This window comes from Streptomyces sp. WM4235, from assembly GCF_001279725.1.
GTDB lineage: Bacteria > Actinomycetota > Actinomycetes > Streptomycetales > Streptomycetaceae > Streptomyces.
In genome coordinates this window covers 1-706 of record NZ_LGDE01000241.1, presented here as the reverse complement: position 1 = coordinate 706, position 706 = coordinate 1, and the positions used below count along the sequence as shown (strand labels likewise).

At 73.7% G+C, this 706-nt stretch carries 1 protein-coding gene; it reads left to right on the top strand.

Features of this window, described 5'->3' with window-relative positions:
* Positions 1–6: 6 nt before the first annotated feature.
* Positions 7–258, top strand: coding sequence for a hypothetical protein (locus ADK55_RS39850; protein WP_053680032.1), 252 nt, complete (start codon positions 7–9; stop codon positions 256–258).
* Positions 259–706: the final 448 nt, after the last annotated feature.

The following is a 706-nucleotide window of genomic DNA, read 5'->3' as shown; positions in this document are numbered from 1 at the left end:
CGGTGGGTGGGGTTGCGGGTGTACGGGGCGGGCGAGGGTCGGCCGGCGAGCCCGGTGCCGGGTCGGGATTACGTGGAGTTGATCGGCGGCCCGTTGGACGGGCAGCTCTTGGATGTCACCTCGTGGGGCGCCGAGGAGTGTGCGGACGGTGCGCTGCTGGTGACCGACACCGGTCAGTGGGGCCCGGGTGGGCGCTCCGACTACGCCCCCGTGCCGGGAGGCGGGACGCGGTTTCTGTGGACCGGTGACACCCCCTGACGGCCTGACACCCGACGTCGGTCCGCGCGCTCCGACTCGGGTCGGAGCCGGCTGACGGTGGGCGGCGGTGTCGGCCGCGGCTGTCGTGTGGGCCGGTCTGTCGGTGCGACACGGGGCCGTTGACCTGGGCTGGGGAGGTTGGATCCCGGGGGTGCGGGCGGGTGCGACAGGCGTGCGGGACGGCGGCCGCGGCCGGCCCCCCGTGCAAGAGCCAGAGACCTCTTCTGGCTGTCGCAGAAGAGGTGTCGGCACCGTTGACGGGCTTGCCCACGGGGTCTGACCTGCACTTACGGGGGGTGTCCGTTTGGGAGGCCCCCCCCCCCGGTCCCGCTTGCGGTGCCCCTCTGGCTCCCCCGCCGCATCCCCCTGTCCGTGCATCCTGCGGTGCAACCCCGGTTACCTAGCCGCGCAAGTGCCCCCTGTGGGGCGCCTTTCCCCTGGTCAGACC